Origin of the sequence: Streptomyces sp. MH60 (assembly GCF_002939385.1) — a bacterium.
GTDB lineage: Bacteria > Actinomycetota > Actinomycetes > Streptomycetales > Streptomycetaceae > Streptomyces.
Genome location: NZ_MULI01000036.1, coordinates 46,201 through 69,684 on the forward strand (window position 1 = coordinate 46,201; position 23,484 = coordinate 69,684).

General features: G+C 73.6%; 22 protein-coding genes. 7 read left to right on the forward strand and 15 right to left on the reverse strand.

Annotation, left to right across the window (positions count from 1 at the left end; all coding sequences use genetic code 11):
* The first annotated feature begins 78 nt into the window (after positions 1 to 78).
* On the forward strand, positions 79 to 843 hold the full coding sequence (locus BZZ08_RS22025) for an SDR family oxidoreductase (RefSeq protein WP_104633969.1): 765 nt from the start codon (positions 79 to 81) through the stop codon (positions 841 to 843).
* Positions 840 to 1,274, forward strand: coding sequence for a hypothetical protein (locus BZZ08_RS22030; RefSeq protein ID WP_241965533.1), 435 nt, complete (start codon positions 840 to 842; stop codon positions 1,272 to 1,274). The genes BZZ08_RS22025 and BZZ08_RS22030 overlap by 4 nt, the downstream gene beginning before the upstream one ends.
* Before the next feature lie 152 nt (positions 1,275 to 1,426).
* Here BZZ08_RS22030 and BZZ08_RS22035 read toward each other — a convergent pair whose 3' ends face one another.
* The gene (locus BZZ08_RS22035; protein WP_104633970.1) at positions 1,427 to 2,626 is read right to left on the reverse strand and encodes an ROK family transcriptional regulator; all 1,200 of its coding nucleotides are present in this window, start codon (positions 2,624 to 2,626) and stop codon (positions 1,427 to 1,429) included.
* Positions 2,627 to 2,739: 113 nt separating this feature from the next.
* Here BZZ08_RS22035 and BZZ08_RS22040 point away from each other — a divergent pair, with 113 nt between their 5' ends.
* Complete coding sequence (locus tag BZZ08_RS22040; protein ID WP_104633971.1) at positions 2,740 to 3,951, forward strand: MFS transporter; 1,212 nt, start codon at positions 2,740 to 2,742, stop codon at positions 3,949 to 3,951.
* On the opposite strand, the gene BZZ08_RS22045 is transcribed toward BZZ08_RS22040, so the two are convergent.
* Complete coding sequence (locus BZZ08_RS22045) at positions 3,911 to 4,369, reverse strand: acyl-CoA thioesterase (protein WP_104633972.1); 459 nt, start codon at positions 4,367 to 4,369, stop codon at positions 3,911 to 3,913. The two genes, BZZ08_RS22040 and BZZ08_RS22045, sit on opposite strands and share 41 nt — an antisense overlap.
* A 167-nt stretch (positions 4,370 to 4,536) precedes the next feature.
* Here BZZ08_RS22045 and BZZ08_RS22050 point away from each other — a divergent pair, with 167 nt between their 5' ends.
* Positions 4,537 to 5,973 (forward strand): uracil-xanthine permease family protein, encoded by a 1,437-nt coding sequence (locus BZZ08_RS22050; protein WP_104633973.1) that lies wholly within the window; start codon positions 4,537 to 4,539, stop codon positions 5,971 to 5,973.
* On the opposite strand, the gene BZZ08_RS22055 is transcribed toward BZZ08_RS22050, so the two are convergent.
* Positions 5,955 to 7,088: a glycoside hydrolase family 6 protein gene (locus BZZ08_RS22055; RefSeq protein WP_104633974.1), complete on the reverse strand. Its 1,134-nt coding sequence runs from the start codon at positions 7,086 to 7,088 to the stop codon at positions 5,955 to 5,957. The genes BZZ08_RS22050 and BZZ08_RS22055 overlap by 19 nt on opposite strands.
* Positions 7,089 to 7,261: 173 nt before the next feature.
* Between BZZ08_RS22055 and BZZ08_RS22060 the strand changes: the two genes are divergently transcribed.
* Positions 7,262 to 7,957 (forward strand): DUF5995 family protein, encoded by a 696-nt coding sequence (locus BZZ08_RS22060; RefSeq protein ID WP_104633975.1) that lies wholly within the window; start codon positions 7,262 to 7,264, stop codon positions 7,955 to 7,957.
* A gap of 154 nt (positions 7,958 to 8,111) precedes the next feature.
* Positions 8,112 to 9,044 (forward strand): LLM class F420-dependent oxidoreductase, encoded by a 933-nt coding sequence (locus BZZ08_RS22065; protein ID WP_104633976.1) that lies wholly within the window; start codon positions 8,112 to 8,114, stop codon positions 9,042 to 9,044.
* 15 nt (positions 9,045 to 9,059) lie between these two features.
* On the opposite strand, the gene BZZ08_RS22070 is transcribed toward BZZ08_RS22065, so the two are convergent.
* The 12 genes from BZZ08_RS22070 to fmt form a co-directional block, all read right to left on the reverse strand.
* Entirely contained in the window at positions 9,060 to 10,757 is a 1,698-nt protein-coding gene (locus BZZ08_RS22070) for a flavin monoamine oxidase family protein (protein ID WP_104633977.1), read from the reverse strand.
* A 57-nt stretch (positions 10,758 to 10,814) separates the two neighbouring features.
* Entirely contained in the window at positions 10,815 to 11,603 is a 789-nt protein-coding gene (locus tag BZZ08_RS22075) for a carbon-nitrogen hydrolase family protein (RefSeq protein WP_104633978.1), read from the reverse strand.
* A 157-nt stretch (positions 11,604 to 11,760) separates the two neighbouring features.
* Positions 11,761 to 13,002 carry an MFS transporter gene (locus BZZ08_RS22080; protein ID WP_104633979.1) on the reverse strand — a complete coding sequence of 414 codons (1,242 nt, stop codon included), beginning with the start codon at positions 13,000 to 13,002 and terminating at the stop codon, positions 11,761 to 11,763.
* 148 nt (positions 13,003 to 13,150) lie between these two features.
* The gene (locus BZZ08_RS22085) at positions 13,151 to 13,603 is read right to left on the reverse strand and encodes an Lrp/AsnC family transcriptional regulator (protein WP_052837896.1); all 453 of its coding nucleotides are present in this window, start codon (positions 13,601 to 13,603) and stop codon (positions 13,151 to 13,153) included.
* 15 nt (positions 13,604 to 13,618) lie between these two features.
* A complete protein-coding gene (locus BZZ08_RS22090) occupies positions 13,619 to 15,109 on the reverse strand; it encodes an amino acid permease (protein ID WP_104633980.1) in 1,491 nt (496 codons plus the stop codon).
* A gap of 365 nt (positions 15,110 to 15,474) precedes the next feature.
* Entirely contained in the window at positions 15,475 to 15,870 is a 396-nt protein-coding gene (locus BZZ08_RS22095) for a hypothetical protein (protein ID WP_104633981.1), read from the reverse strand.
* An 84-nt stretch (positions 15,871 to 15,954) separates the two neighbouring features.
* Positions 15,955 to 17,397, reverse strand: coding sequence for a GuaB1 family IMP dehydrogenase-related protein (locus tag BZZ08_RS22100; protein ID WP_198601622.1), 1,443 nt, complete (start codon positions 17,395 to 17,397; stop codon positions 15,955 to 15,957).
* 108 nt (positions 17,398 to 17,505) lie between these two features.
* Positions 17,506 to 17,859: a barstar family protein gene (locus BZZ08_RS22105; RefSeq protein ID WP_104633983.1), complete on the reverse strand. Its 354-nt coding sequence runs from the start codon at positions 17,857 to 17,859 to the stop codon at positions 17,506 to 17,508.
* A 40-nt stretch (positions 17,860 to 17,899) separates the two neighbouring features.
* The gene (locus BZZ08_RS22110) at positions 17,900 to 18,943 is read right to left on the reverse strand and encodes a sugar-binding transcriptional regulator (protein WP_003977362.1); all 1,044 of its coding nucleotides are present in this window, start codon (positions 18,941 to 18,943) and stop codon (positions 17,900 to 17,902) included.
* A gap of 77 nt (positions 18,944 to 19,020) precedes the next feature.
* Complete coding sequence (gene rpe, locus BZZ08_RS22115) at positions 19,021 to 19,707, reverse strand: ribulose-phosphate 3-epimerase (protein ID WP_104633984.1); 687 nt, start codon at positions 19,705 to 19,707, stop codon at positions 19,021 to 19,023.
* Between the two features lie 177 nt (positions 19,708 to 19,884).
* Positions 19,885 to 21,312 (reverse strand): RsmB/NOP family class I SAM-dependent RNA methyltransferase, encoded by a 1,428-nt coding sequence (locus BZZ08_RS22120; RefSeq protein ID WP_104633985.1) that lies wholly within the window; start codon positions 21,310 to 21,312, stop codon positions 19,885 to 19,887.
* An 80-nt stretch (positions 21,313 to 21,392) separates the two neighbouring features.
* Positions 21,393 to 22,325, reverse strand: a complete 933-nt coding sequence (fmt, locus tag BZZ08_RS22125; protein WP_104633986.1) for a methionyl-tRNA formyltransferase — start codon at positions 22,323 to 22,325, stop codon at positions 21,393 to 21,395.
* 315 nt (positions 22,326 to 22,640) lie between these two features.
* Here fmt and BZZ08_RS22130 point away from each other — a divergent pair, with 315 nt between their 5' ends.
* Entirely contained in the window at positions 22,641 to 23,192 is a 552-nt protein-coding gene (locus BZZ08_RS22130) for a hypothetical protein (protein ID WP_104633987.1), read from the forward strand.
* Positions 23,193 to 23,484 lie beyond the last annotated feature (292 nt).

A 23,484-nucleotide genomic window follows, 5' to 3' on the forward strand; every position in this document is an offset into this window, starting at 1 on the left:
GCAGGGTGCGCGGTCGTCGGGGCTGCGCGACGGTGTGAGGGGCGAACCGCACGCCACGTCCGGCAGGGGGCCGACAGCATGACCACGATCCTGGTGACCGGCGGCACCGGCACGCTCGGCCGGCTCGTCACCGAACGGCTGCGGGCCGGCGGGCACGAGGTGCGGGTGCTCAGCCGGCACAGCGAGCCGTACGCCGTCGACCTGCGCGAAGACGGCAGCGGCCTGGACACGGCGCTCGCCGGTGTCGACACGGTCGTGCACTGTGCGACCACGCAGCGCGGCGGGGACGAGCGGTCGGCCGCGAACCTGATCGTGGCGGCGCGGCGGGCCGGGGTCGCGCACCTGGTCTACATCTCGATCGTCGGTGTCGACCGGGTGCCGCTCGGCTACTACCGGACCAAGCTCGCCGTCGAGAAGCTGGTGGAGGAGTCGGGGCTCGGGTGGACGGTGCTGCGGGCCACCCAGTTCCACGACCTGGTGGTGCAGGTGCTCCAGGCCCTGGCCAAGGCCCCGGTCGTGGTGCTGCCGGCCCGTGTCCCGGACCAGCCGGTGGAGGTGGCGGAGGTCGCGGACCGGCTCGCCGCACTGGCCGTGGGCGCGCCCGCCGGGCGGGTGCCGGATCTGGGCGGTCCCGAGGTGCGCACCTTCGAGTCGTTGGCCCGTGCCTGTCTGCGCGCGACGGGACAGCGACGGGCCGTGGTGAACGTGCCGCTCGCGGGGAAGACTTACCGCGCGTTCCGCGCGGGCGGCCACCTCGCACCCGAGCACGCGGTCGGCGAGGGCACGTTCGAGGAGTACCTGGCGGTGCGGTTCGGCGGCGGGGAGGGCGGGCGGCGCGGATGAGCAGACGGACGGGGCTGCGGGCGGGGCCGGCCGTGCTCGCGGGCGGCCAGGTGGTGCTGGGGCTGTGGGTCCTGCTGCTGCCCGAGCTGTTCTGGAAGTGGCCGTGGGTGTCGCACCTGCCGCCCTACAACGCACACCTGCTCCGGGACTTCGGCGGGGCGAGCCTCGCGCTCGCCGTGGTGCTGTGCGCGGCGGTGGCGACGATGGAGCGCCGCCTGGTACTGACGGCCCTGGTGGCCTACCTGGTCTCCTCCGTCGCCCATCTCCTGTTCCACGCCCGGCACCTGGCGCCCCTGTCGGCGGCGAGCGCCGCGGGCTTCACGGCCCTGCTGGGGACGGCGGTGCTGCTCCCGGCGGCACTGGTGTGGCTGGCGGCGGACCGCTCGGCGTTCCACGAGCCGGCCCCCGCAGGACGACGGCCGGCTTCCTGAGCACACCCCTGCCCGGCCGTCGACGGCGGTGACCGCCCCGGTGTCACACCCCTGCACGCCGCTCCGCCGAGACGAGCGCCGTCGCGCCCCGGGCAGCCGGTCGCCCGCCAAGGTTCCTTCCCGCGACTCCGGCAAGATCCAAACGGCAGAACCTAGCGTTCCGGCGGTGCGAAGAGTTCGTCCTGGGCGCGGTCGCGGGCGGTCAGCAGGGCGCCGCGCAGTACCGCGCCGCCGCCCAGGGCGCTCGGCCGTACCTCCGTGGCCAGCGGGGACATCCGGGTGAGGCGGTGCTGGACGCGGTCGGCGAGGGCGGCGGCGCCGGCCTGGCCGATCTCACCGGCGAGGACCAGGCAGCCGGGGTCGAGGACGGAGACGACGGCGGCGGCGCCGAGGACGACCCGGTCGGCGAGCGCGTCGAGGAACCGCTCGGCGCCCGGGTCGTCACCGGACGCCGAGCGGCGGACCGCCTCCCGGACCAGCGCGGCGGCGTGCGGCCCGGGCCCGGTGGGCGGTGCCGTCACGCCGTGCTCCGCCGCGAGGGCGGTGACCGCCGCCGAGCCCGCCACGGAGTGGAAGCCGCCGTCGCAGTCGGTGGCGGAGGGCAGGCCCGCGGTGCCCGGCACCGGCATGAAGCCGATCTCGCCCGCGCCTCCGGAGACGCCCCGGCGCAGGGTGCCGTCCAGGACGACGGCGGCGCCGATGCCGAGGCCCAGCCAGAGCAGGACGAAGGTCTCGCGGTCCCGGGCGGCACCGTCGCGCTGTTCGGCCAGGGCGGCGAGGTTGGTCTCGTTCTCGACGCCGACCCGCGCCTCGGGGAACTTCTCCTGGAGCGCGGCCATCAGCCGGCGGTGCCACTCGGGCAGCCCGCTGGAATCCCGGAGTTCGCCGCCGACCGGGTCGATCAGGCCGGGCGCGCCGATCCCGACGGTGTGCAGCCGGTCGGCGCCGGCCTCCTTCACCGCGCGCTCGACCAGGCTCACCGCCTGCTCCACCGCGGGACCGGTGCCGGAGTGGTCGTCGATCGGCACGGAGCCCTCGGCGAGGACCCGGCCGAGCAGGTCGGAGACGAGTACGGCGACGCCCCCGGTGCGTACGTCGAGGGCGGCGAGGTACGCGCGCTCGGCGACGATCCCGTACAGCTTGGCGTTGGGGCCGCGGCGCTGCTCGCCGGACTCCCCCGCCACCTCGATCAGTCCGGAGGCGGTGAGGCGTTCGACGAGGTCGGCGACGGTGGGCCGGGACAGGCCGGTCAGCTGCTTCAACTGCCCTGCCGTCAACGGTCCTTCCCGCTGGAGCAGGTGCAGGGCGAGCCGGTCGTTGATGGCCCGGGCGGTGCTCGGGGATGCGGGCATGCCGGGATCCTTCCAGATCGGCGGCGCGGGGGCCCACGCCGGTAATCCACTATCTATCAGGCAGGCTCCCTGATAGTTTACGCCGCGGACTGAAGCACACGAAGGGGTGGACCATGAGCACAGCGACCTACGGGCGACGCGAGGTGAAGCACGCCCGGTACGCCGTCGCGGCCGTCTTCGCCGTGCACGGCTCCGTCACCGGCTCTTTCGCGACCCGTGTGCCGTGGATCCAGGACCACGCCGGCGTGAGCGCGGGCCAGTTGGGGCTGGCGCTCGCCTTCCCGGCACTCGGCGCGTCCCTCGCCATGCCGCTGGCCGGGAGCGTCAGCCACCGCTTCGGCGCCCGTACCGCCCTGCGCGGTCTGCTGGCCCTGTGGACACTGGCGCTGGTCCTGCCCTCCCTCGCCCCGAACCTGCTCACCCTCTGCCTCGCGCTGTTCGTCTACGGCGCCACGGCGGGCATGTCGGACGTGGCGATGAACGCCCTGGGCGTCGAGATCGAGAACCGTCTCGACAAGTCGATCATGTCCGGGTTGCACGGCATGTGGAGCACGGGCGCGCTGATCGGTTCGGCGGCCGGCACGCTCGCCGCCCACCTGGGCACGGACGCCCGGACGCACCACATCCTGGCCGCCGCGGTGCTGACCGTGGCGGGCCTGGTCGCCTGCACCTGGGTGCTGGACCTCCAGCCCGCCGAGGACGAGGACCCGCCGCCGCGCTTCGCGCTGCCGCCCAGGTCGGCGCTGCTGATCGGCGCGGTCGGGTTCTGCGCGGTGTTCGCGGAGGGCGCCAGCCTGGACTGGTCCGCGGTCTACCTGCGGGGCGAGCTGGAGACCTCGGCCGGACTGGCGGCGGCCTGCACGACGGGCTTCACGCTGACGATGGCGCTGGCCCGGCTCGCCGGCGACAAGGTGGTGGACCGGTTCGGCGCGGTGCGCACCGTCCGGGTGAGCGGCGTGCTGGCCACCCTCGGCGGTCTGCTCGTCGTGGTCGGCGGCCATCCGGCGGTGGCGATGTCCGGCTTCGCGCTGATGGGCCTCGGCATCGCCGTGGTCGTCCCGCTGTGCTTCGCCGCGGCCGGCCGGGCCGGCTCCAACCCGAGTCTGGCCATCGCGGGCGTCGCCACCATCACGTACACCTCGGGCCTGGTCGCGCCGAGCGCGATCGGCGGTCTGGCCCAGGCGACCAGCCTGGTGGTGTCGTTCGGTCTGGTGACCCTGCTGGCCTGCTGCCTGGTGGTGTTCGCGCGGGTGCTGCGGTCCGGGGACCGGAACCGCCCGAAGATCAGTCCGCCGGTCGCAGAAGTGCCCGACCGGCAGTCCTGAACGCCTCGCTCCACGGCGCCGGGCGCAGCGTCCGGGAGTCCAGCCGGACCAGCACCCGGGTGCCGCGGGCGTAGGTGGTGGCGCCGTCCGCCGAGCAGAACCGGAAGCCGTAGGTCAGCCCGGTGGTGCCGAGCCGGTCCAGCCACAGGTGGACGGCGTACGTGCCGGGCCGGGTGACCGGCGCCTCGTAGCCGATCGTCAGTTCCCTGACCGCGTTGCAGGCGTCGCCGGCCGCCGCCCAGTCACCCTCGAACCGGACGCCGTACCCGGCCCACAGCTCCGTCCAGGCCCGCTCGACCAGCACCGGGTAGCGGGCGTTGTGCAGCAGTCCGAGCGCGTCCAGGTCGTCGAAGTGGACGGTGACGGGGACGAGCCGGCCGTGGGACAGGGCGGGGGCGGTGGGGGCTTCGGCGGTCACGGGCGGGGCTCCTGGTCGTGCTCGGGTGTGCTCGGTACGGCGGTTCCCCCTCATCCTAAGCGGACGCTCAGCAGACCCGTCGGGGAAGGGTGCAGGTCAACCGCATGGCCGGGCACCCCTGACAATGGTCAGGTCAGACCTCGGTACAGAGAAAGCGAAACCTCACCATGGACCTCGGCGTGCGTTGGAAGCTGCACGGGGACGGCAAGGTGCCCGCCCCCGGAGCGGTGGTCCGCCCCGACGAACGACTCTCGTGGCCCCGCACGGCCGGCCTGGGCGCCCAGCACGTGGTGGCCATGTTCGGGGCGTCGTTCGTGGCTCCGGTCCTGATGGGCCTGGACCCCAACCTCGCCATCATGATGTCGGGCGTGGCGACCGTCATCTTCCTGCTCGCCACCCGCGGCCGGGTGCCCAGCTACCTCGGCTGCTCGCTCTCCTTCGTCGGCGTCGCCGCGGTGATCCGGGCACAGGGCGGCACCAGTGCCACGGTCACCGGCGCGGTCCTCGTCGTCGGAGTCGCGCTGTTCCTGGTGGGACTCGCCGTGCAGCGGTTCGGGGCGCGGATCATCCACGCCGCGATGCCGCCGGTGGTCACCGGCGCCGTGGTGATGCTGATCGGCTTCAACCTGGCCCCCGTGACCGCGTCCACCTACTGGCCACAGGACCAGTGGACGGCGCTCCTGGTGATGCTCTTCACCGGTCTGGCCGTGGTGTGCCTGCGCGGCTTCTGGTCCCGGATCGCGATCTTCCTGGGGCTGGTCTTCGGGTACGCCCTGTCCTGGGCGCTGGACCGGATCTTCGGGAAGATCCACTCGGTGGACGGCGGCGGCAAGCTCACCGACCACTGGCGGCTGGACCTCTCCGCCGTGGGCCGGGCCGACTGGATCGGACTGCCGACCTTCCACGGGCCGAGCTTCGAGTGGTCGGCGATCCTGGTCGCCCTGCCGGTCGTCATCGCCCTGATCGCGGAGAACGCCGGGCACGTCAAGGCGGTCGGCGAGATGACCGGCGACAACCTGGACGACAGGCTCGGCACGGCGATCTCCGCCGACGGCATCGGCTCGGTGCTCTCCACCGCCGTCGGCGGTCCGCCCAACACCACGTACTCCGAGAACATCGGCGTGATGGCCGCGACCCGGGTCTACTCGACGGCCGCCTACTGGGCCGCGGCGGGCTTCGCCCTGCTCTTCGGCCTCTGCCCGAAGTTCGGCGCGGTCGTCGCCGCGATCCCCGGCGGCGTGCTCGGCGGCATCACCGTCATCCTCTACGGCATGATCGGCCTGCTCGGCGCCCAGATCTGGATCAACGCCGGGGTGGACCTGCGCAACCCGCTGAACCTGGTACCGGCCGCCGCGGGCATCATCATCGGCGTCGGCAACGTCAGCATGGAGTTCACCGACACCTTCTCCCTGAGCGGCATCGCGCTCGGCACCCTGGTCGTCATCACCGGCTACCACGCGCTGCGCGCCTTCGCCCCGGCCCACCTCAAGACGCAGCAGCCGCTGCTCGACGAGGGCACGTCGTCGTACGACGCGAAGTCCGAGGACGGGAGCGCCGGCGGCGACGACGACGGTGACGGCGGGGCTCAGCGCGCCAGGTCGTAGGCGTACGAGGGCGTGAACGTCCCCGGCTCGCCCCGGCAGCCGTCCGACTCCCCCGGCAGCTTGACCCAGAGGTAGGCGTCGATGCGCCCCATGCCGGTGGTGAGGGTCGGCGGGCGGCCGAGCTTGCGGCCGGCCGGGTCGCACCACTCCCCGTCGGGCGGGGCGCCGTTGCCGTTGCGGCTGGTGTCGATGACGGCGCCGAGGCTCGCCGGGCCGCCCAGCGCGTCCAGGACCGCGCGGTCGTAGGCGACCTCGTCGGCGGTGGCGTGGAAGTTGGAGACGTTGCTGAAGACGCCGTCGGAGGAGGCGGCCGAGGCGGCACCGGCCTGCTTCAGCCATGCCGCCTGCTCGGCGGGCGCGTGCCAGCCGGAGTGGCCCGCGTCGAAGTAGACCCGGGCGCGGGGATCGGCGTCCTTCATCACCCGGCCCGCCCGGGCCAGGGAGGCGAAGCGGTCGGCGCGCTCGGCGGCGGACAGGCACGCGGACTGGGCGACCGAGTCGGGTTCCAGTACGACGATCACCTCGCCGGAGCCCAGCCCGGCGGCGAACCGGTCGATCCAGGCGTCGTAGGCGTCGAGGTCGGGCGCGCCGCCCTCGGAGTGACCGCCGCAGTCGCGGTCGGGTATCGCGTACGGCACGAGGACCGGCACCCGGCCCTGGGCGGCGCCCGCGGAGGTGACGGCGCGGACCCGGGAGGTGAGGGTGGCCGGTGCGGGATCGGTGAACCAGACGGCGGCCGGGTGCCCGGCTATCCGGGAGGCGATGACGTCCTGGCGCGGGTCGCCCGGGTGGGCCCGGACCCAGTCGAGGACCTGCGACTCGGGGTGCCGGTAGATCCGGGTGGCGGCCCCCGGGTTCCGGGGTTCCCTCTTCGCGGAGGTCCGCTTCGGCGAAGGGCCGGGAGTCGGCTTCCCGGCGGTCGAAGTCGGCGACGCGGTGCGCGACGGCGACACCGACGGGGACGGGGACGGCGAGACGGGCAGGGCGTCCAGCCGCACCGAGTGGGTCACCCGCGGGCGGGCGGTGCCGACACCGCCGTGGTCCTCGCCGCCGAGCGCGGTGAGCATACCGGCGACGGTCCCCACCGCGACGACGACGGACGCCGCGGCGACCATCGCACCGCGGCCGGCGGCACGCCCGCGCACGGACCTGCGGGCGGTCCGACGCCGGGCACGACGGCCTGACACGTACGATCCCCCTCCCCCGCGCGGCGGGCGCGTTCCCCCGTTCTGGGGAAGCGTCGGGCCCGCCGGCACAGCCGTCAGCCTAAAGCTGCGACGCTGCCGCCATGGCGCACTGCGAGCAAGTCCCGACGGCCGCCCTGACGGTGGACACCGTGCTGTCCCGGATGCGCGCCCTCGACACGGCGCTGCCGGCCCGGGACGGGATCGCGGTGTTCAACCGCGTCTACCTGGCCGTCACGGAGGCCGTCGACCGGCACATCGACGGCGGCCGGTTCTCGGACGCCTCGGCCGCGACCGCGCTGGACGTGCGGTTCGCGGAGCGCTACCTGGCCGCCGTGGACGCGGCGGAGGAGGGCCGCCGTCCGCCCGCGTGCTGGCGTCCCGTGTTCCAGTTCCGCCGCCATCCCGGGGTACGGCCGCTGCAGTTCGCGCTGGCGGGCATCAACGCGCACATCGGCCACGACCTCGCGCTGGCCGTGGTGGACACCTGTCGTACGCTCGGCTGCGAACCCGTCGAGCTGGAGGACGAGTTCGACCGCGTGGGCGATCTCCTCGTCTCGCTGGAGGAGCGCATCCGCGACGAGCTGATGCCGGGTCCCGACCTCCTCCAGATCGCCGACCCGCTGACCCATCTGCTCGGCTCCTGGAGCCTGGAGCGCGCCCGCGAGGCCACCTGGGCGGCGGCCCGCGCGCTGTGGGCGCTGCGTCGGCTGCCGGACGTCGCCGGGGAGTTCACCGTACGGCTGGACGCCGCGGTGGGCTTCGCGGGCCGCATGCTGCTGACGCCCCTGCCGGACTGACCGGCGGGTTGCCACGGCGCGCGCTCCCGGAACTCCCGTGCGATCGCTGTACGTTGAAACCGGTGGGCCCCATGGGCCGCCTGGTGGGTCCTATGGGCCATCTGGTGAAAACCATGGGCGCCATCGCACCCCGACTGCGAAGGAGTACCCCGGTATGACGACCCGGCTCGGACTCGGCCTTCCCCAGATGCGGCAGTACGACATCGGCAAGGACGTCCCCGACGTGGCGCGCGCGGCGGAGCGGATGGGCTACGAGAGCCTGTGGGTGTTCGAGCGCGCCCTGTTCCCGGAGCCCGCGACCCAGGGGCTCTACGGCATCGAGGGCCTGCCCTGGCCGGACACGTACCGGAGCGTGGCGGAACCGCTGGTCACCCTCGCCCTCGCCGCCGCGGTCACGGAGCGGGTCCGGCTGGGCACGAGCGTGCTGGTCGCCCCGCTGCACGTCCCCTTCCAGCTGGCCAAGTCGCTGGCCACGCTGGACGCGGCGAGCGGCGGCCGGGTGGTGGCGGGCTTCGGCACCGGCTGGTCGCACGACGAGTACGCGGCGGCGTCCGTACGGCCGTTCGCCGAGCGCGGCGCCGCCCTCGACGAGCTGATCGGGGTGTGCCGCGCGGTATGGGGACCCGATCCGGTGGTGTACGACGGGGAGATCACGAAGATCGCGTCCGCCGTGGTCGGCCCCAAACCCGCCCGGCCGATCCCGATCCTGCTGGCGGCGGGCGACAGCGGGCGGGCCCGGCGCCGCCTGGTCGACCACGCCGACGGCTGGCTGCCGACCGGCATCGGCGCCGAGACCGTCGCCGCGCAGCTGCGGGAACTGCGGGAACTGGCCGCCGAGCGGGGCCGCACGAAGCCCATCCGCACGGTGCTGCGGGTCAACACCCGCTACAGCGCCGCGAACCACGAGGGCTCCGACCGCCGCCCCTTCCAGGGCGGCGTCGACCAGATCGTCGAGGACCTGGCCGCGCACGCCGAGATCGGTTTCGACGAGATCCTCATCGACGTGCAGAGCACCACGCGCGACGCCGGGGAACTCAAGGACGTCGCCGCCCAGGTCTACGAGAAGGCGAGGGCGGCCGGGGTCTAGGGCCCCAAGCGCCCTCTAGTCCTCGGGCAGCTCCACCGGCGCGATCTCCTCGTACAGGTCGCCCGGGCCCGGGTTGGTCGGGTCGGTCTCGCCGCCGAGGTGGTGCATGACGCCCCAGACCGCGTTCAGCGCGGTCTGGACGGCGCCCTCCGCCCAGCCGGCCGTCCAGGAGATGTCGTCGCCGGCGAGGAAGATGCCCCGCTTGTCCTCGGGCAGCCGGTCCTGCACGAAGTGGGTGAACAGGCGGCGCTGGTAGCGGTAGTGGCCCGGCAGGTTGGCCTTGAACGCGCCCATGAAGTAGGGCTCGTTCTCCCAGGAGACCGTCACCGGGTTGCCGATGATGTGCTTCCTGATGTCGACCTTCGGGTAGATCTCGCCGAGTGACTTCAGCATGACCTCCATCCGCTCGTTCGCGGACAGCGGCAGCCACTTCAGGCTGTCGTCGCACCAGGTGTAGGAGAGGCAGATGACGGCGGGCCGGTCCGGGCCGTCGTCGAGCAGGTAGGTGCCGCGGGTCATGCGGTCGGTGAGCGTCATCGACATGACATCCCGGCCGGTGGCCTCGTCCTTGTCGAGCCAGAAGGGCCGGTCCACGGGCACGAAGAGCTTGCTGGACTCCATGTAGTGGGTGCGCTCGATCGCGGTCCAGTGGTCGATCGGGAAGAGCGAGTCGTCGCAGGCGATCTTCGAGAGCAGCATCCAGGACTGGGCGGTGAAGATCGCCGCCCGGTAGGTGCGGATGTCGCCGTCGGCGTCGGTCACGGTGATGCGGTTGCCGGCGGTGCGGTTCAGCCGGGTCACGGCCGGGCGGGGTTCGCCGTCCACGTGCAGGGACTTCAGCGAGGTGCCGTGCGGCCAGTGGACGATCTTCTCGGGCTCGCGCTCCCAGAGCCTGAGCGGCAGTTGCTGGGAGCCGCCGACGATGCCGCGGTGGTGGTCGTCGGCCTCGGTGTAGACGACGCGGAGGATCTCCAGGATGGAGTTGGGGAAGTCGGTGTCCCAGCCGCCGGTGCCGAAGCCGACCTGGCCGAAGATCTCGCGGTGCCGGAAGGACTTGAAGGCCTCGGAGTCGCACAGGAAGCCGTAGAAGGTCTGGTTGTCGAGCTTCTCGACCAGCTTCGCCCAGATCTCGCGGATGCGGGGGACGTCGCGCTCGCGCAGGGCGCGGTTCATGTCGGAGAAGTCGGCGCCCTCTTCGAGGCACTTCGCCCAGGCGTCGGCGACGTCCCGGTAGACCTGCGGCAGGTCGTCGAGCGTCTCGGCGTAGTGCGACTCGCCCTTGAGGTCGACGACCGTCGAGGGGGTCGCCTCGGCCAGCGGGTTGGGGAAGGCCCGGGTCCGAAGGCCCACCAGGTCGATGTAGTGCTGGAGGGCGGTGGAGGACGGCGGGAAGCGCATCGCACCCATCTCGGCGGTCAGCGAGGGGTCGCAGCCGTCGAAACCGACGGTGCGCAGGCGTCCGCCGATCCGGTCGGCCTCGTAGACGACGGGCCTCAGGCCCATCTTCATCAGCTCGTAGGCGGCCACGATGCCGGACAGGCCGCCGCCGATGACCGCGACCTCGGTGCCGTGCCCGGTCGCGGGTATCTGGCCGAGTCCGGCGGGGTGGGCGAGGAAGTCGTCGTACGCGTACGGGAAGTCCGGCCCGAACATGGTGATCGGCGGCTGCTGCTCGTCTGCGTGCTCGATCGCGTTGGGCACGGTGGACGTCATGGGGTACGGACTCCTTGCACGGGTGGAACGGGGGGGGGCGGGGCGCGCGGTTCGGGCTCAGGCGAGGGTGCCGTAGAGGCCGGGGCGGCGGTCCTCGAGGTACGGGTTGGCCTCGCGCGAGGCGGCCAGCAGGGCGGGGTCGGCGTCGGCGAGGAGCAGTTCCTCGGCTCGCCCGGCACGCGCGCGGGCGATGCCGTCGGGCCCCGCGAGGGTGGACAGGCCGACGAACTCGAACTCGCCCTCGCAGCCGACGCGGTTGACGTACGCGACGTACATCTGGTTCTCGAAGGCCCGCACCGGCACGACGGACTCGGCGACGAACTGGAACGGGTGCATCTGCGCGGTCGGGACGAGCAGCAGGTCGGTGCCGGCCAGGGCGTGGGCGCGGACGTTCTCCGGGAACTCGACGTCGTAGCAGATCATCAGGCCGACGGTGAGGCCGTCGAGCCGCGCCTGTACGACGGGCCGCTCCCCCGGTGTGAAGTGGTCGCGCTCGAAGCAGCCGAAGAGGTGGGTCTTGCGGTAGCCGGCCAGGCGGGTGCCGTCGGCGGAGATCAGCTGCACGGAGTTGAAGACGCTCTCGCCCTCCCGCTCCGGGTAGCCGTAGGCGATCGCGAGGCCGTGGCGCCTGGTGATCTCCGCGACGGCGTCGGCCGAGTCGCCGTCGGCGGGCTCGGCGAGGACGCCGATGTCGTCGCCTATGGCGTACCCGGTCAGGAACAGCTCGGAGGTGACGAGCAGCGCGGCGCCCGCGGCGGCGGCGCGGCCCGCGGCCTCGTCGAGGACCTTGAGGTTCTCGGCGGTGGAACCGGGGCGGCCGGAGCTCTGGAGCAGGGCGGTGCGCATGCGTGTTCCTCACCGGAAGGCAGGGGGTCGGGGGCCAGATAGACGGTACGGTCGGCGGACTCGGCCGGACAAGACGGACCTGTTGCGCGCCGGTGAGTGGATCGTTGCGTGCGTCGGGCACCGGACGGCGATTCGTTGCGCTCCCTCCGGCGGGGGATCAGGAAGGGGACCGGCGACTTCGGCGCCGTGCCCCGGCAGCCGCGGCCGCGGCCCGGACGGCACCGGCCAGCAGCAGCGCCGTCAGGAGGTAGGGCACCGCGGACAGCGCGAAGGCGGTGCCGTGGCCCCACGCCGTGGCCGCCGCCGCGTAGGCGCCGTAGGTGGCGAGGTTGCCCAGCTCGGTGCCGAGGCCCGCGACCGAGGTCAGGGTGGCCCGCCCGGTGTCGTCGATGCGCTGCTGGAGGCGGGCGTCGGCCAGCACGGTCGCGAGCTGGAAGCCGCCGAAGGCGAGCGCCACCAGGACGAGGGCGGCCGGTGTCCCGGCCAGGCCGCCCGCGGCCAGGGCGAGCGCCGAGCCGGTGAGCAGGGCGGCGAACCCGTTGGCGGTCAGGCGCTCCGCCGCTCCGGCCAGCAGGCCGCCGGCCGTGGCACCGGCCCAGATCACCAGCAGCAGCCAGGGCACAGTCTCGGGCGCCACCCCGGTGTCGCGCGCCAGCAGCGGGGTGTACTCGTCGAGCGCGCCCCACACCGCGGTCACGGCCGGTACGAGGAGCAGCGCGCCGCGCACGGACCGGTCGGCGCGGGCGTCGGCGAGTCCGGCCCGCAGCGTCGCGGACCGGCGTTCGCCGCCGCCGGCGGGTGTGCGGTGCTCGGGGAACCGGGTCGCCACCGCCGCCCCGGTCAGACAGGCGAGCACGCTCGCCGCGCCCACCGCGTCGTAACCGCCCCAGGCGAACACCGGACCGGCCAGGCCCATGGCGGACATGGTCGCGGCGATGCCGATCGCCCGGGCCCGGCCCATGACGCGGGCGTACTGGTGGGCCGCGCCGGCCCGGTCCAGCTCGTCGTAGACCAGCGCCTCCAGGGCGCCCGAGCCGAGCGCGCCGCCGGCGCCCCACAGCACGAAGCCGAGCGCGAAGGCGCCGTAGGAGGGCAGGAGCACCCACAGGGCGAAGCCGGCGGCGGTGAGCAGCGGGCCGAGGATCAGCGGCAGCCGCCGGGAGACGGCGTCGGCCCAGGCGCCGGAGGGCACCTCCAGCAGGACGCCGGTCAGCGACCACAGGGCGAAGAGCGAGGCCGTCTGCCAGACGGACAGACCGGTGTCGCTGAACAACAGCGCGTACACCGGGTAGAGCAGGACGAACTCGTCGCAGAACGCGGAGGCGTACAGCGTGCGCACGAGCCGGCGGGTGCCGGCGGGCGCGGTGGCGGCACGCCCGGGCGGAGGTGAGACGGTCATGAGGCCTTCCCGAGGGGGCGGATCGGACACCGGAGGTACGGCGTCCGGGGCGGCCCTCGGGAGGAGGCGCTACGGGTGGCGCGGGTGGATCAATGTCGCCAGGTCATGGCACCGATGCTAGACGGCAGGCGACGCCCCGCCCATCGGATTACGCGGGCGAGCCCGACGAGAAGCGCCGCAGCAGCGGCGAGAGCACCAGCACGGACTTGGTGCGCTCCACGAACGGTTCCCCGGCGATCCGCTCCAGAACCCGCTCGAAGTGCCGCATGTCGGAGGCGAAGACCTGGGCGACCGCGTCCGCGTCCCCGGTGACGGTGGACGCGGCCACGACCTCCTGGTAGCGCTCCAGGCCCCGCTGGATGGTCTCGGGCGAGGTGTTGCGGCGGCAGTGGATCTCGACGAACCCCTCCGTCTCCCAGCCGAGCGCGGCGGGGTCAACCCGTACGGTGAAGCCGGTGATGGCTCCGGTGGCGCGCAGCCGGTCCACGCGCCGTTTCACGGCGGGCGCGGAGAGGCCGACCGACTGCCCGATGTCCGCGTAGGAGCGGCGGGCGTCCTCGGCGAGGGCGTGCACGATGCGTTCGTCGAGATCGTTCAGCACTGCGGGTCGTTCACTTCACTTCTGGTGCGTCCGGCCCTCGGACGGGTCCGGTGCGGCGAGTCGGGAGCGGCGGTGGCCGTACCCGAAGTAGAACACGAGCCCGACCGCCATCCAGACACCGAAGACCACCCAGGTGACGGTGGACAGGCTGCCCATCATCCAGACGCAGAGCCCGAAGCCGAGGGCGGGCAGGACCGGCGACAGCGGGACCCGGAAGGTGCGGCGCATGTCGGGACGGGTCCGGCGCAGCACCACGACGGCGATGTTGACGAGGGCGAAGGCGAAGAGGGTGCCGATGCTGGTGGCGTCGGCGAGCTGGCCGAGCGGGACGGCGGCGGCCAGAACGCCGCAGAACAGGGAGACGATCAGCGTGTTGGCGCGGGGCGCGCCGGTCTTCGGGTGGACCTTGGAGAAGACCTTGGGCACCAGCCCGTCGCGGGACATGGCGAACAGGACGCGGGTCTGGCCGTAGAGGACGGTCAGCACGACGCTGGCGATGGCGACGACCGCGCAGAAGGCCAGCAGGGTGCCCCAGAAGCTCTGCCCGGTGACGTCGCTCATGATCTGCGCGAGGGAGGCCTCGGAGTCGGTGAAGGTCCGCCAGGGCTTGGCGCCGACGGCGACGGCCGCGACCAGGACGTACAGCACCGTGACGACGACCAGGGACAGCATGATCGCGCGGGGCAGGTCGCGCTGGGCGTTCTTCGCCTCCTCACCGGCGGTGGAGGCGGCGTCGAAGCCGATGTAGGAGAAGAAGAGGGTCGCGCCGGCCGCGCTCACCCCGGCCATGCCGAGCGGCATGAAGTGCTCGTAGTTGCCGGAGCGGAAACCCTGCACGCCGATCGCGCAGAAGAGCACCAGGGCCGCGATCTTGACGACAACCATGATCGTGTTGGCGCGGGCGGACTCGCGGGCGCCGCCGAGCAGGAACGTCATGGCCAGCAGTACGACGATCAGCGCGGGCAGGTTGAAGATCCCGCCGTCGCCGGGCGGGGCGGACAGGACCGCGGGGAGGGTGACGCCGATGGTGCCGTCGAGCAGCTCGTTCAGGTACTCGCCCCAGCCGACGGCGACGGCGGCCACGGACACGCCGTACTCCAGGACCAGGCACCAGCCGCAGACCCAGGCGACCAGCTCGCCCATGGTGGCGTAGGCGTACGAGTAGGAGGACCCGGCGACCGGGATGGTGCCGGCCAGTTCGGCGTAGGACAGGGCCGAGAAGAGCGCCGTGAGGCCCGCGATGACGAAGGAGAGCGTGACAGCCGGGCCCGCCTTGGGGACGGCCTCGCCGAGGACGACGAAGATGCCGGTGCCCAGGGTGGCGCCGATGCTGATCATCGTGAGCTGCCAGAGGCCGAGGGAGCGGCGGAGGCTGCCGCCCTCGCCCTGGCCGCCCTCGGCGACCAGGCGTTCCACGGGCTTGCGGCGCATGAGGCGCGCGGCCAAGCCCGGGGACGAGGGGGTGGCCGATGCGTCGTGGTGCGGGGGTGCGCCTTGGTCGAGCACGCGTTGACTCCTTTGTCGCTGCCGGTCGCGCCGCCCGGGTGGGCGGAGTCGCTCTCGGCGGGCCTGGGAGCGGCGGGGACCGGCGGGCGCGCTCGTGCAGAACGGGAACCCACCGAGCGGGGTCCCCGCCACGCCACGTACAGCGCAGAACACTACGAGCGGGGTGGTGCCCCGGTCATGCAGCAACCTTGCGCGTTCGAGCACGATCGTTGCGTTCCACGGAGCAGCGCGGGTGTTCGTTGCGCCCGGGGTCCGTGGACAGCGGATCGCGGCTGGTCGGCGACCGCACCGGAGCGAGGGACGGCGGCCTGGCGGCGCGGCCCGGCAGGGCCCGGCACCGCCCGGCACGACACCCCGGAAGCCGGTCAGCGGCCGTCCGGCTCGCCCGCGACGGCCCGTGCCTCGGCCGCGTCCGCGGCGTCGAAACCGATCTGTCCCGGCCGGTCCCGGGCCTCCTCCTGGGCGTCGATCCAGCGCATGTGCGCCTCCCAGGCGGCCTGCTTGCTGGTGCCGAGGGCGGCCCCGATCTGCGACCAGGAGGCCCCCGCCTCGCGGGCGGCGCGGACGGTGAGCTGGCGCCCGTAGGCGGCCTTGCGGGCGACCACCTCGCTCAGCGCGAGCAGTTCGAGGAGCTGGGGGCGGTCCAGGGCCTCGTCGTCGCTGCCGAACCCGGCGAGAGACTCGCGGGCGCGCAGTTCGTCGAGGCGGGCCACGGCGGTCAGCAGGGTGTGCTGCGGCTCGATGCTCTGCGGTGTCGTCATGCGCCCAGCGTCGCGTCAGGCCTGCTTGACGTCAAGCAGACCTGACACGTACGGGTGCGAGTACCGTCCCGATCCGGCCGCGGATCACATCCAGCTGGCGTGCAGCGGCTTGCCCTCGGCGTAGCCGGCGGCGCTCTGGATGCCGACGATGGCCTTCTGCGCGAACTCCTCCAGGGAGCCGGCACCGGCGTAGGTGCAGGACGAGCGGACACCGGCGATGATCGAGTCGATCAGGTCCTCGACGCCGGGGCGGGCCGGGTCGAGGAACATGCGCGACGTGGAGATGCCCTCCTCGAACAGCGCCTTGCGGGCCCGGTCGTACGCCGACTCCTCCGAGGTGCGGTTGCGCACCGCGCGCGCGGAGGCCATGCCGAAGGACTCCTTGTAGGCGCGGCCGTTGGCGTCGTGCTGCAGGTCGCCCGGGGACTCGTAGGTCCCGGCGAACCAGGAGCCGACCATCACGTTGGACGCGCCGGCCGCGAGGGCCATCGCCACGTCGCGCGGGTGGCGGACACCGCCGTCGGCCCACACGTGCTTGCCGTACTTCTTCGCCTCGGCGGCGCACTCCAGGACGGCGGAGAACTGCGGCCGGCCCACGCCGGTCATCATGCGGGTGGTGCACATGGCACCGGGCCCCACGCCGACCTTGACGATGTCGGCGCCCGCCTCGATCAGGTCGCGCACACCCTCGGCGGAGACGATGTTGCCGGCGACGATCGGCACCTGCGGGTCGAGCTCGCGCACCACCTTGACGGCGCTGATCATCGACTCCTGGTGACCGTGCGCGGTGTCGATGACGAGGGTGTCCACGCCCGCGTCGAGGAGCTGCTTGGCCTTGCCGGCCACGTCGCCGTTGATGCCGACGGCGGCGGCGATACGGAGCCTGCCCTTCGCGTCGACGGCCGGGGTGTAGAGGGTGGCGCGCAGGGCGCCCTTGCGGGTGAGGATGCCGGCGAGGCGGCCGTCCTCGTCCACGGCGGGCGCGTAGCGGCGGTTGGCGGCGTCGAGGGTGTTGAACGCCTCGCGCGGGTCCAGGTTCGCGTCGATGAGGATCAGGTCCTTGGACATGACCTCTTCGAGCTGGGTGAAGCGGTCGACGCCGGACAGGTCGGTGTCGGTGACCACGCCGACGGGCCTGTTGTCCTCGTCCACGACGACACCGGCGTTGTGCGCGCGCTTGGGCAGCAGGGACAGCGCGTCGGCGACGGTCTGGTGCGGGGCGAGCACGATCGGGGTGTCCAGGACGTGGTGGCGGCTCTTCACCCAGGAGACGACGTCGGTGACGACCTCGATCGGGATGTCCTGCGGGATGACCACGAGCCCGCCGCGCCGGGCCACCGTCTCGGCCATCCGCCGGCCCGCGATGGCGGTCATGTTGGCGACGACGAGCGGGATCGTGGTGCCCGTGCCGTCCGGGGAGCCGAGGTCCACGCCCTGCCGGGAGCCGACGGCGCTGCGGCTCGGCACCATGAACACGTCGTCGTACGTCAGGTCGTACGAGGGCTGGATGTCATTCAGGAAACGCACGTGCTGCACATCCCAGTCGATCAGAGGTGGCCCCCGGACAGGTCAGCCAGGGGGAAAGAGCACGTACTTCATTGTCCCATGGCGGGTGGCCGATCACCCCCGGGCAGATCATCCAGGCTGGTCGGCGGAGTCCTTGGAGGAACCTCCAGGGCCGAGGGTGACGAACAGCCCCGGACCGCGGTCGGTGGCCTCGGCGAAGATCTCCTCGGCGACGGCCCATTCGTCCGGCCGCGCCTCGGCGTACGCCCGCCAGCCCTCCACCACGAGCACCAGCCCCTGGTCCGCCGCCCCCTCGGGCCAGACGGAGGGGTCGGCGAGGGAGTCGGCGAGCGCGTCCCAGTTGCGGCCGAACCAGTCGGGCAGCGCCAGGTCACGGACGCAGCGGTCCATCAGGCCCGCCTTGTCCGTGACCCCGCCGAGGTCCAGCGTGACCACGAGCCGCCCCGCGGAGTCCTCGGTCATGTCGCGCCCTTCTTCCTGCTCCTGCGGTGCTGACCGCTCGTCAGATCCCGTCGGGGTCGGTCCGGTTGAGCGTCGACTTGGGTGCCGAGCCCACCGTCATCAGGTAGTCCGCGGCCGAGGTGTCCGTCACCAGGCTGGTGACGAGGCCGGAGCGCAGCACCGCGTCGATGGCCGCGGCCTTGCGCTGCCCGCCCGCGATCGCCACCACCTCGGGGATACGGCGCAGCTGGTCGGCCTTGACCGTGATGCACCGCTCCCCCAGGTCCCGCCCGACCCGGCGGCCCTCGGCGTCGAAGAGGTGCGCGGACATCTCGGCGGCGACGCCGAGCGAGGCGTAGTGCGCGCGCTCCTCGTCGCTGAGCATGTCGTGCACCGTCGAGATGCCGGGCTCCCAGGAGCCGATGGAGACGCAGGCGACCGTGACCTTGTCGAAGTACTCGAAGGCCCGGGCGATCCCGGTCTGGTGCCGCAGCGCCTGCGCGGTGGCCGCGTCCGGCAGCAGCATCGGCGCGTAGATGGGGTGGGCGTCGCCGCCCGACACCTGGGCGGCGCGGCGGACGGCCTCCACCGAGCCGCGCTCGGCGGTCCCGGCGTCGTACACACCCGTCAGCTGGACCACGGTGCACGGCGGCAGCCGGTCCAGCGCCGCCGCCATGTGGATGGTGGACCGGCCCCAGGCCAGGCCCAGCACGTCGCCCTCGTTGACCAGCTCACCGAGCAGGTCGGCGGCCACCTCGCCCAGGTTCTCCGGGTCGGGTGTCTCCTCGGCGTCGGCCGGGGACTCCACCACGACGGCGTGCCTGAGGCCGTAGCGGGCCCGCAGGGCGTCGGAACGCTCGGCGTCCAGCTCGGCCGGCACCCGGATCTCGATGCGTACAAGGTCCCGCTCGAGGGCGGTCTCGAGAACCCTGGCCACCTTGAAGCGGCTGACGCCGAACTCCTCCGCGATCTGGATCTTGGACTTGCCCTCGAGGTAGAAGCGGCGGGCCATGGCCGCCGCCTGGACCAGCTCAGCGGGTCCCATCCGCATGGCTGAACGGCCCGCCGACATACCCGACACGGCGATCTCCTCACTGCTGTTCACACTCTGGATACGCCGTTCATCCTTGCAGATCCGGCGCTGTTGATCAGCCCTGATGGGAGCCGTTCACTTTCTGTTCCTCAGTGGTCGCAGGACCAGGACGCCTTGGCGGTCGTCGCGTCTGCCTGCGTGCGCAGTGCACGTACCGCCTCGGCCGGGTCGGACGCCCCGTACACGGCGGAACCCGCGACGAAGACGTCGGCGCCGGCGTCGGCGCACCGCTCGATCGTCGACGCCGAGACCCCGCCGTCGACCTGGAGCCACAGCTCCAGACCGTGCTTCTTGATCAGCTCACGGGTGCGCCGGATCTTGGGAAGCATGATGTCCAGGAACGCCTGCCCGCCGAAGCCGGGTTCAACCGTCATGATCAGCAGCATGTCGAGTTCGGGGAGCAGGTCCTCGTACGGCTCGATCGGCGTCGCGGGCTTCAGTGCCATGGACGCGCGGGCGCCCTTGGCCCGGATCTCCCGCGCCAGCCGCACCGGCGCGGCGGCCGCCTCGACGTGGAAGGTGACGGAACCGGCGCCCGCCTCGACGTACTGCGGCGCCCAGCGGTCGGGGGCCTCGATCATGAGGTGGCAGTCCAGCGGGGTGCCGGTCGCGCGGGCCAGCGACTCGACCACCGGCACGCCGAGCGTGAGGTTCGGGACGAAGTGGTTGTCCATGACGTCGACGTGGAGCCAGTCGGCTCCCTCGACCGCCTTGGCCTCGTCCGCGAGGCGGGCGAAGTCGGCGGACAGGATGCTGGGGTTGATCTGCGCGGCCATGCTCCTAAGCGTGCCATGCCCTCCGGGGGTGGGCGGCAGGGGTCCCCCGGGGTGGCGGCTGTTCGTCCGGCCACCGGACCGGTGGCGGTTGTTCGTCCGGCCGCCGGGCCGGTGGCGGTTGCCCGCGCCCACGCGGCGGAGCCGCGAAGTGTCACAGCCCCGCGCCCCTCAGGGGCGCTATGCGGTGCGGCGGATCAGGGCCAGGTACATGGCGTCCGTGCCGTGGAGGTGGGGCCACAGCTGGATGTCGGGGCCCTCGCCGAGGGTGGGGACGTCGGGCAGCAGCGGGCGGGCGTCGATGAGGTCGGTGCCGGGGAACTGCTTGCGGACGTCCGTGACGACGGCGCGGGTCTCCGCGAGGTGCGGCGAGCAGGTCGCGTAGGCGACGACGCCCCCGACCCGCACGGCCTCCAGGGCGCCGCGCAGCAGCCCGCGCTGGAGCGGGGCGAAGCCGTCCAGGTCCTCGGGGCGGCGCCGCCAGCGCGCTTCGGGCCGGCGCCGCAGGGCACCGAGCCCCGTGCACGGCACGTCGACCAGGACGCGGTCGAAGCTCCCGGGCCGCCACGCCGGGCGGGTCCCGTCGGCGGCGATCACCTGGTAGGGGCCGGGATTGCCGTCCAGCGCCCTGGCCACGAGCCCGGCGCGGTGCGGCTGCTTCTCGGAGGCCAGCAGGAAGGCACCCCGCTCGGCGGCGAGCGCGGCGAGGAGCGCGGCCTTGCCGCCGGGCCCCGCGCACCCGTCCAGCCAGCGCCGGTCCGGCCCGTCCACCGGCGCGTTGGCGAGGGCCAGGGCGACCAGCTGGCTGCCCTCGTCCTGCACACCGGCGCGGCCCTCCCGCACGGCCTCGACGGCCCCGGGTTCACCGCCCTCGCTCAGCCGCACCGCGTACGGCGACCAGCGCCCCGGTACGGCGGCCTCCTCGCCGAGCAGTTCCTCGGGGGTGGCCCGGCCCGGCCGCGCGACGAGGGTGACCTCGGGGCGTTCGTTGTCGGCGGCCAGCAGTTCCTCGATGCCGGCGCGGCCGCCGCCCAGCGAGTCCCACAGCGCGGAGACCACCCAGCGCGGGTGCGAGTGCACGACGGCCAGGTGGTCCTCGGGGTCCTCGTCGTAGGGCGGGGCGACCCGCTCCAGCCACCCGTCGAGGTCGTCCCGGGCCACCTTGCGCAGCACGGCGTTGACGAACTTGGCCCGGCCGTCCCCGAGCACGACCCGCGCCAGCTCCACGGAGGCGGAGACGGCGGCGTGGCTCGGGATCCGCGTCCCCAGCAGCTGGTGGACGCCCAGGCTGAGGACGTCGAGGACCGGCGGATCGACCTCGCGCAGCGGCCGGTCCACGCAGTCCGCGATGATCGCGTCGTACGTCCCCTGCCGGCGCAGCGTCCCGTACACCAGCTCGGTCGCGAGCGCCGCGTCCCGGGCGTCGAACTTCTCGGGGCCCTCCTTCTCCCGCGCCTTGCGCAGCAGCGGCGGCAGGACGAGGTTGGCGTACGCGTCCCGCTCGTCCACGGCCCGGAGCGCCTCGAAGGCGAGGATGCGGACGGGGTCCTTCTGCGGCCTGCGGTAGGGCTTGCCGGGCTTGCGGGGACGGCGGGGCTGCTCGCTCACGAAAAAGGTGCTCCGGGTGTGGGATGAAGTGCGCTCACCAGCGTACGCCGGGCCGGTGAACGGTGGGGCGGGGGCGCGGGTCAGTCGCCGACGCGCTCGCCCTCGGTGATCCGCGCGCCGCGCGCCCAGTCCGCAGCCCGCATCGGCTTCTTGCCCTGCGCCTGCACCCACAGCAGCTCGACGGCGTGCGAGCCGGTGCCGACGTACACGTTGTTCTTCCCGGCGGCGAGCCGCCCCGGGGCGAGGTCGGTCCGGTCGGGCAGGGGGACGGCCTGCACGAGCTTGAGCCGCTCGCCGCGGAAGGTGGTCCAGGCGCCGGGGGCCGGGGTGCAGCCGCGCACCACCCGGTCCACGCGCAGCGCCGGGGCGGTCCAGTCGACCCGGGCGTCCTCGACGGTGATCTTCGGGGCGAGGGTGACGCCCTCGTCCGGCTGCGGTACCGCCTTCAGGCTGCCGTCCTCGATGCCGTCCATGGTGGCCGCGAGCAGGCCGGCACCGGCGAAGGCCAGCCGGGTCAGCAGGTCGCCGCTGGTGTCGGTGGGGCGGATGGTCTCGGTGACCGTCCCGTACACCGGGCCGGAGTCCAGGCCCTCCTCGATCAGGAAGGTGGACGCGCCGGTGATCTCGTCGCCCGCCATCAGCGCGTGCTGCACGGGGGCCGCGCCGCGCCAGGCGGGCAGCAGCGAGAAGTGCAGGTTGACCCAGCCGCGCGCGGGCACGTCCAGGGCGACGCGGGGCAGCAGGGCGCCGTAGGCGACGACGGGGCAGCAGTCGGGCGCGATCTCGCGCAGCCGGTCCAGGAAGTCGGGGTCGCGCGGCTTCGCGGGCTTGAGCACCTCGATGCCCGCCTCCTCGGCCCGCTCGGCCACGGGCGAGGCGACCAGCCGGCGCCCGCGCCCGGCCGGCGCGTCGGGCCGCGTGACGACGGCGGCCACCTCGTGACGCCCGGAGGCGATCAGGGCGTCCAGGGCGGGGACGGCGACCTCGGGGGTACCGGCGAAGACGAGCTTCATGGGTGGGACGGGCCTCTCGGGCGGGAACGTTGGCGGGCGACGCACCAGTCTACGAGCCCTCGGATCACGGGAAGCCGCCGACGGCGCGGCGCCCCCCACGGGAGAGCTCAGCCTCTCGACCGACTGGAAACGGGTGGTACGCGGGTGGTGCGCGGGCGGGAGACCCCCGAGGCCCAAGGCCGAGGGGGCGCACGCCTCACCGCCCACGCCCCCCACCCGTGACCAACCCCCGCACCCACACGTTGGTCAAGGAAGAGTTGACCGGGCCGCCCGCGCGGCCCGATTCCTTTCAACGCCGGTTCGAGAGGCTTGTTCATGGCCGACCACGCAACCCACGACGCCCAGGCTCGGGCCAGCCTGCACTTGCTGGTGCGGGACATCGAGCGGGTCCGCCGGCAGGTGGACGCACTGCGCACCCTCACCGCCCAGTTGGGCAACGTCTACCGCCCGCGCCGCTCCGGCCCCTCCGCGGGCTTCGTCGTCTACGGACGCGCCCCCGCCCCGACGGTCCGTCTCGCCCAGGAACTGCGGGACAGTGTCGAGACCCTGGTCACGGCAGCCGTGGACTTCGACCGTTCACTCGGCTTCTCGTGGGACGCGGTGGGCTCGGCGCTCGGCGTCACCAAGCAGGCGGTGCACCGGCGCTACGGCTCCCGGCGCGCCGCGGCCCAGACGGCCCCCGCCGCCGAGACCACCGAGCACACTCCGGAGCCGACGGGCACGCACCCGGTCAACGTGGGCTCGGGCCTCCCCCCGGTGCCCACGGTCCCGGCGGCCCGCTCCATGCCGACCCAGCCGACGTCGGGCAGCCCGTCCCTGCGCGACGAGGTCCGCCCGACCGCCTTCCCCGCCCCGCGCAACGGCTGACCCCACTGCCGACCCGCACCGACTGATCCGCACCGGCCGCCCGCACCGGCCGAGCCGCGACCTCGTACCGGCCCTCCGCCCCTCCCCGCCCCCCCGGGAGACGGAGGGCCGCGGCGTGTACGCCCCTCACCCGATGTCGGGCGGATCGATCCGCACCCACACCGCCGTGTCGCTCCCGCGTGCCGTCCGCGCCGCCTGGGCGGCCTTCAGCGCACCGGCCAGCGCCGCCCCGCGCCCCGGCGGCACCCGGACCAGCGCGCGCTCCCAGTGCTCCCCCGGCGGCGGCGCACCC